Origin of the sequence: Streptomyces solincola, assembly GCF_002982015.1 — a bacterium.
Lineage (GTDB): Bacteria > Actinomycetota > Actinomycetes > Streptomycetales > Streptomycetaceae > Streptomyces > Streptomyces solincola.
Genome location: NZ_PVLV01000278.1, coordinates 1 through 6757, shown reverse-complemented (window position 1 = coordinate 6757; position 6757 = coordinate 1). Strand labels below are relative to the sequence as shown.

The 6757-nt window shown below is 74.6% G+C and carries 5 protein-coding genes; 4 read left to right on the top strand and 1 reads right to left on the bottom strand.

The genetic code is table 11. From position 1 onward, the window contains the following. Positions 1–53: 53 nt before the first annotated feature. Entirely contained in the window at positions 54–1067 is a 1014-nt protein-coding gene (gene argF, locus C6N75_RS18455) for an ornithine carbamoyltransferase (protein WP_105870007.1), read from the top strand. A gap of 295 nt (positions 1068–1362) precedes the next feature. Continuing rightward, positions 1363–2763, top strand: a complete 1401-nt coding sequence (locus C6N75_RS18450) for an amino acid permease (protein ID WP_105870006.1) — start codon at positions 1363–1365, stop codon at positions 2761–2763. On the opposite strand, the gene C6N75_RS18445 is transcribed toward C6N75_RS18450, so the two are convergent. Then, positions 2735–3175, bottom strand: a complete 441-nt coding sequence (locus tag C6N75_RS18445) for an ATP-binding protein (RefSeq protein ID WP_374684278.1) — start codon at positions 3173–3175, stop codon at positions 2735–2737. The two genes, C6N75_RS18450 and C6N75_RS18445, sit on opposite strands and share 29 nt — an antisense overlap. Positions 3176–3553: 378 nt before the next feature. On the opposite strand from C6N75_RS18445, the gene C6N75_RS18440 reads away from it, so the two are divergent. Beyond that, the gene (locus C6N75_RS18440) at positions 3554–4381 is read left to right on the top strand and encodes an enoyl-CoA hydratase family protein (protein WP_105870005.1); all 828 of its coding nucleotides are present in this window, start codon (positions 3554–3556) and stop codon (positions 4379–4381) included. Between the two features lie 110 nt (positions 4382–4491). Continuing rightward, on the top strand, positions 4492–6757 hold a 2266-nt coding region (locus tag C6N75_RS18435; RefSeq protein ID WP_105870008.1), incomplete at its 3' end, for a bifunctional salicylyl-CoA 5-hydroxylase/oxidoreductase.

Here is a 6757-nt window from a genome sequence, read left to right as displayed (position 1 = left end):
CCCCCGCCCAGGATCCCGACCCAGGATCTCGACCCCGCACCCAGGAGCGCCCCATGGCCCCCGACCTCACCGGCCGCCACTTCCTCAAGGAGCTGGACTTCACCGCCGAGGAGTTCCGCGCGCTGCTCGACCTGGCGGCGGAGCTGAAGGCGGCGAAGAAGGCCGGCGTCGAGGCCCGGCGGCTCGGGGGCCGCAACATCGCGCTGATCTTCGAGAAGGCGTCCACCCGCACCCGCTGCGCCTTCGAGGTCGCCGCCGCCGACCAGGGGGCGTCCACCACCTACATCGACCCGGCGAGCTCGCACATCGGCCGCAAGGAGTCCGCCCGGGACACCGCCCGCGTGCTGGGCCGCATGTTCGACGCGATCGAGTTCCGCGGGGACGCCCAGGAGACCGTGGAGGAGCTGGCCGCGCACGCCGGGGTGCCGGTCTACAACGGTCTGACCGACCGCTGGCACCCCACCCAGATGCTGGCCGACCTGCTGACCATGGCCGAGCACCGGCCCGGCGGCCTGGACGGGGCGGCCCTCGCCTACCTGGGCGACGGCCGCTTCAACATGGGCAACTCCTACCTGGTCACCGGCGCGCTGCTGGGCCTGGACGTGCGGATCGTCGCGCCCAAGGAGTACTGGCCGGTCCGGGAGGTCGTCGAGCGGGCCGAGGAGCTGGCCAAGGCCAGTGGCGCGGTGCTCACCCTCACCGACGACCTCGCCGAGGGGGTGCGCGGCGCGGACTTCGTCGCCACCGACGTGTGGGTGTCCATGGGCGAGCCGTCCGAGGTGTGGGACCGGCGGATCGCCGACCTCGCCCCGTACGCGGTGACCATGGAGGTGCTGCGGGCCACCGGCAATCCGGACGTGCGCTTCCTGCACTGCCTGCCGGCCTTCCACGACCTGGGCACCTCGGTCGCCCGGGAGATCCACGAGCGGCACGGGCTGACCTCGCTGGAAGTCACCGACGAGGTCTTCGAGTCGCCGTACTCGGTCGTCTTCGACCAGGCGGAGAACCGGATGCACACCATCAAGGCCGTCCTGGTCGCCACCCTGGCCGGGCCGTCCGCCGGATAGCCGGACAGCCGGCGGATGGCGGACGGTCGGCCTGCCGGACAGCCGGACGGCCGGACAGCCGGACGGCCGGATCGCCGAATCGGGCGGCGCGTCCCCTTGGCGGCCGCCCGATGGGAGGAAAGCGCCGACCGGGGACGGTGTCGGGCGGCCCGGTGCGCGCGGGCCGAGCAGGCTCGGTAGCCACCCCGCCCGTGCACCGCCGCCAGGGAGGACGACGGCCTTGCGTCCTTACGGAACGAGACGCCCCGCCGATCCCGCAGGCCCCGCCCCCGGCCGCCGGATCAAGAGCCCCGAGATGCTGGTCGCCGAGTCCGGGGCCGACCTGGAAGGGCACGGGCTGCGGCGCACCATGGGCCTGTTCCAGTTGGTCTGCTTCGGGGTCGGCGCGATCGTCGGCACCGGGATCTTCGTCGGCCTGTCCGACAGCGTCGCCGAGGCCGGCCCGGCGGTCGTGGTCTCCTTCCTGCTGGCCGCCGCCACCTGCGTGGTCACCGCATTCGCCTTCGCCGAGCTGGGCAGCGCCATCCCGGTCTCCGGCAGCTCCTACTCCTTCGCCTACGCCACGCTCGGCGAGCCGGTCGCCTTCCTGGTCGGCTGGTGTCTGCTGCTGGAGTACGGGGTGTCGGTGTCGGCCGTGGCGGTCGGCTGGGGACAGTACCTGAGCGCTCTGCTGGACAGCGTCACCGGGCTCACGCTGCCGCGGGCGCTGGCCGCGCCGCCCGGCGACGGCGGGGTGGTCAACGTCCCGGCCGTGGTGGTCATCGGCCTGGCCGCGGTGCTGCTGGTGCGCGGGGTGCGGGAGAGCGCCCGGGCGACCGCCGTGATGGCCGTGGTGAAGATCGCGGTGCTGGTGCTGTTCTGCGCGATCGCGTTCACCGCCTTCGAGGCGGGCAACCTCACCCCGTTCGCCGCCACCGGGGTGGCCGGCATCACCTCGGGCGCGTCCATCGCCTTCTTCTCGTACATCGGCTTCGACGCCGTCACCACCGCCGGCGAGGAGGTCCGCGACCCGCGCCGCAACATCCCGCTCGCCGTGCTGATCTGCATCGGCGTGGTCACCGTGCTGTACTGCCTGGTCGCGCTGGCCGCGGTGGGCGCGCTCTCGGCCGGCGAGGTCGCCGACCAGCCGGCCGCGCTGTCCCTGATCGTCGACGAGGTCACCGACTCGTCGTTCGGCGGCGGGGTGATCGCCTTCGGCGCGGTCGTCGCCATCGCCTCGGTGGTGCTGGCCGTGCTGTACGGGCAGACCAGGGTGCTGATGTCGATGTCCCGTGACGGGCTGGTGCCGCGGGTCTTCGAGCGGGTCTCGCCGCGGACCGCGGTGCCGGTGGCCGGGACCTGGATCGTCGCGGCCGTCTTCGCCGTCCCGGCCGCCGTCGTCCCGCTGGACGTGGTGCTCAACCTGACCACCATCGGCACCCTGGCGGTGATGGGCGTGGTCAACTTCGCGGTGATCGTGCTGCGCCGCCGCCACCCGGACCTGGCCGCGGACTTCCGCACCCCGCTGTTCCCGTTCGTCCCGGCGCTCGGGGTGCTGCTCTGCCTCTACCTGATGTGGGGCACCGGCAGCGGCACCTGGGCCCGGTTCGCGGTGTTCCTGGCCGCCGGGGCGCTGGTGTACGCGCTGTACGGCCGCCGGCACTCCCGGCTGGGCGCGGACGGGGGCGTCACGCGCCGGGGCGCGCCGGGAGGGTGAACCAGACGGCTTTGCCCTGCTCGGTGCGGCGGTGGCCGCAGGCGGCGCTGAGGGTGCGGATCAGCAGCAGTCCGCGGCCGTGCTCCAGCCACGGGTCGGGCGGGGTGTCGTGCTCCGGGTGCAGGTCGCCGGGCGGGGTGGGGTCCGGGTCGTGGACCTCCACCTGGCAGCCGGCCGCCAGCAGCTCCACCACCAGCTCGATCGGCTGGTCGCCGGAGGTGTGCTCCACGGCGTTGGCCACCAGCTCGGCGGTGAGCAGCTCCGCGGTATGGCTGTCCGCCGACCCGTCCAGCTCCGCGAGCGCCGTGCGCACCAGGGCGCGGGCGAGCGGCACCGCGGCCGCGGTGTGCGGCAGCGCGATGCGCCAGGACCGGGGTTCGGGGATGTCGGGCACGGTGGCGGTCCGTTTCACTGCGGTGCGGGAGGAGGTCTCCTCGGACGGTGGCGGGCGGCGGGTGCGGCTGATACGTCGATGCGTGGTCGTCACGGTTGTCTCGGTCGTCTCACCGAAAGTTACGGCCTCAACCTTACGGAGCGTTCCCGGCGATCTCTGCGGGCCCCCCGCCACCGGTCCGCGGTCCCTGCGTCACCCCCTGCCGGGACCTTCGGCGGCGGACCGACGGCCGGTGGGGGAGAGGGGCTTCGACGAGGTGATGACATGGGGTGATGATTTACTTACGCGTAGCTTATCGCGCATACGTGACGGAAGTCACGCGCAAGTGATAACTTCGACGGGCAGTCGCCCGTGTCCCGCCGGCTCAGTCCGGCCGAGGAAGGGGAGGGCCACCCCATGAGTCCGTTCGCCGGCTCCGCGTCCCGCACCGAGCGGTGGCGTCATCTGCGGCTCACCCTGGAGGAGGGCGTCGCCACCGTCACCCTGGACCGCCCCGCCAAGCTCAACGCGCTCACCTTCGGCGCGTACGCCGACCTGCGCGACCTGCTCGCCGAGCTGTCCCGCGAGCGGTCGGTCCGCGCGTTGGTCCTCGGCGGTGAGGGGCGCGGCTTCTGCTCCGGCGGGGACGTGGACGAGATCATCGGGGCCACCCTCGCCATGGACACCGCCGAGCTGCTCGACTTCAACCGGATGACCGGGCAGGTCGTGCGCGCCCTGCGGGAGTGCCCCTTCCCGGTGGTCGCCGCGGTGCACGGGGTGGCCGCCGGGGCCGGCGCGGTGCTCGCGCTGGCCGCCGACTTCCGCATCGCCGACCCCACCGCCCGCTTCGCCTTCCTCTTCACCCGGGTCGGGCTCTCCGGCGGCGACATGGGCGCGGCGTATCTGCTGCCCCGGGTGGTGGGCCTCGGGCACGCCACCAGGCTGCTGATGCTGGGCGAACCGGTCCGCGCCGCCGAGGCCGAGCGGATCGGGCTGATCAGCGAGCTGACCGAGGACGGCGGCGCCCCCGCCCGCGCCGCCACACTGGCCCGCCGGCTCGCCGACGGGCCGGCCCTCGCGCACGCCCAGACCAAGGCGCTGCTCACCGCCGAGCTGGACATGCCGCTGGCCGCCTCTGTCGAGCTGGACGCCAGCACCCAGGCACTGCTGATGAACGGCGAGGACTACGCCGAGTTCCACGCCGCCTTCACCGCCAAGCGCCCGCCGAAGTGGCGGGGCCGGTGACACCGGCCCGGCCGCCCGGCGCCCGCCCCGCGAGCCCCGCTCCCCAGGCGTCCGGCCCGGCGGCCCGGGGCCCCGCGCCCGTCTGCCCCGAGCCCGAGCCCGTACCGGCCGTGCCGGCCGATGCGCCCCGTCCTCTCAGGGTCGCCGTCGTCGGCGGCGGGCCGGGCGGGTTGTACGCGGCGGTGCTGCTGAAGCGGCTCGACCCGGCACGCGAGGTCACCGTCTACGAGCGCAACGCGCCCGACGACACCTTCGGCTTCGGCGTCGTCCTCTCCGACGAGACCCTCGGCGGCATCGAGCACGCCGACCCGCGGGTGTACCGGGCGCTGGCCGAGGAGTTCGTCCGCTGGGACGCCGTCGACGTGGTGCACCGCGGGCAGACGCTCACCTCCCAGGGCCACGGCTTCGCCGCGCTCGGCCGCCGCCGGCTGCTCGCCGTGCTCCAGGCCCGCTGCGCGGAACTCGGCGTACGCCTGCGCTTCCGCACCCCCGCCCCGCCCGCCGCCGAACTGGCCGCCGGCCACGACCTGGTGATCGCCGCCGACGGGGCGGGCAGCCGCACCCGCGAGGCGCACGCCGGCGTCTTCGGGCCCCGCGTCACCCCGCACCGCTGCCGCTACATCTGGCTGGCCGCCGACTTCGCCTTCGACGCCTTCCGGTTCGACATCGCCGAGACCGAGCACGGCGTGATGCAGTTGCACGGCTACCCGTTCGCCGCCGACGCCTCCACCGTCATCGTCGAGATGCGCGAGGAGGTCTGGTTCGCCGCCGGGTTCGACGAGAGCAGCACCGAGGAGTCCGTCGCGCACTGCGCCAAGGTCTTCTCCGAGGCGCTGCGCGGCCGGCCGCTGACGGTGGGGCCCTCCTCCGCCTGGACGGCCTTCCGCACGGTGGTCAACGAGCGCTGGTCGCACGGGAACACCGTGCTGCTCGGCGACGCCGCGCACACCGCCCACTTCTCCATCGGCTCCGGCACCAAGCTGGCCGTCGAGGACGCCCTCGCGCTCGCCGCCTGCGTGCAGGAGCAGCCCGCGCTGCCCGAGGCGCTCGCCGCCTACGAGGCCGAGCGGCGGCCCGTGGTCGCCTCCACCCAGCGGGCCGCCGCCGCCTCGCTGCGCTGGTTCGAGGAGCTGGCCGGCTATCTGGACCAGCCGCCCCGGCAGTTCGCGTTCAACCTGCTCACCCGCAGCCGCCGGGTCACCCACGGCAACCTGCGGCTGCGCGACGAGCGCTTCACCGCCGCCGTCGAGCGGGACTTCGGCTGCCCGCCGGGCACCCCGCCCATGTTCACCCCGTTCCGGCTGCGCGAACTGACCCTGCGCAACCGGGTGGTGGTCTCGCCCATGGACATGTACTCGGCCACCGACGGGCTGCCCGGCGACTTCCACCTGGTCCACCTCGGGGCCAGGGCGCTGGGCGGCGCGGGGCTGGTGATGACCGAGATGGTGTGCGTCAGCCCCGAGGGCCGGATCACCCCCGGCTGCACCGGGCTGTGGAACCCGGCCCAGACCGCGGCCTGGCAGCGGATCACCGACTTCGTGCACCGCCAGTCGCCCGGCACCGCCATCGGCGTCCAGCTCGGCCACGCCGGCCGCAAGGGCTCCACCCGGCTGATGTGGGAGGGCATCGACCAGCCCCTCCCCGACGGCAACTGGCCGCTGGTCGCCGCCTCCCCGCTGCCGTACCGCCCCGGCGTCAGCCAGGTCCCGTACCCGCTGCACCGGGCCGCGCTCACCGACCTGCGCGAGCAGTTCGCCGCCGCCGCCCGCCGGGCCGCCCGCGCCGGCTTCGACCTGCTGGAGCTGCACGCCGCCCACGGCTATCTGCTCTCCGGTTTCCTCTCCCCGCTCACCAACCGCCGCACCGACGCCTACGGCGGCGACCTCGCCGGCCGGCTCCGCTTCCCGCTGGAGGTCTTCGACGCGGTCCGCCAGGCCTGGCCCGCCGAACGCCCCATGACGGTACGGATCTCCGCCACCGACTGGGCGGCCGGCGGCACCACCGCCGAGGACGCGGTGGCCGTCGCCCGCGCCTTCGCTGCGCACGGCGCGGACGCCGTCGACGTCTCCACCGGCCAGGTCGTGCCCGACGAGCGGCCCGAGTTCGGCCGCTCCTACCAGACCCCGTACGCCGACCGGATCCGCAACGCCCTCGGCGTGCCGGTCATCGCGGTGGGCGCCATCTCCTCCTGGGACGACGTCAACTCCCTGCTGCTGGCCGGCCGCGCCGACCTGTGCGCGGTGGCCCGCCCGCACCTGTACGACCCGCAGTGGACCCTGCACGCCGCCGCCGAGCAGGGCTACGACGGCCCCGGCGCGTGCTGGCCGGCCCCCTACCGGGCGGGCAGCCGCACCCCGCCCACCGGCCGCACCGACG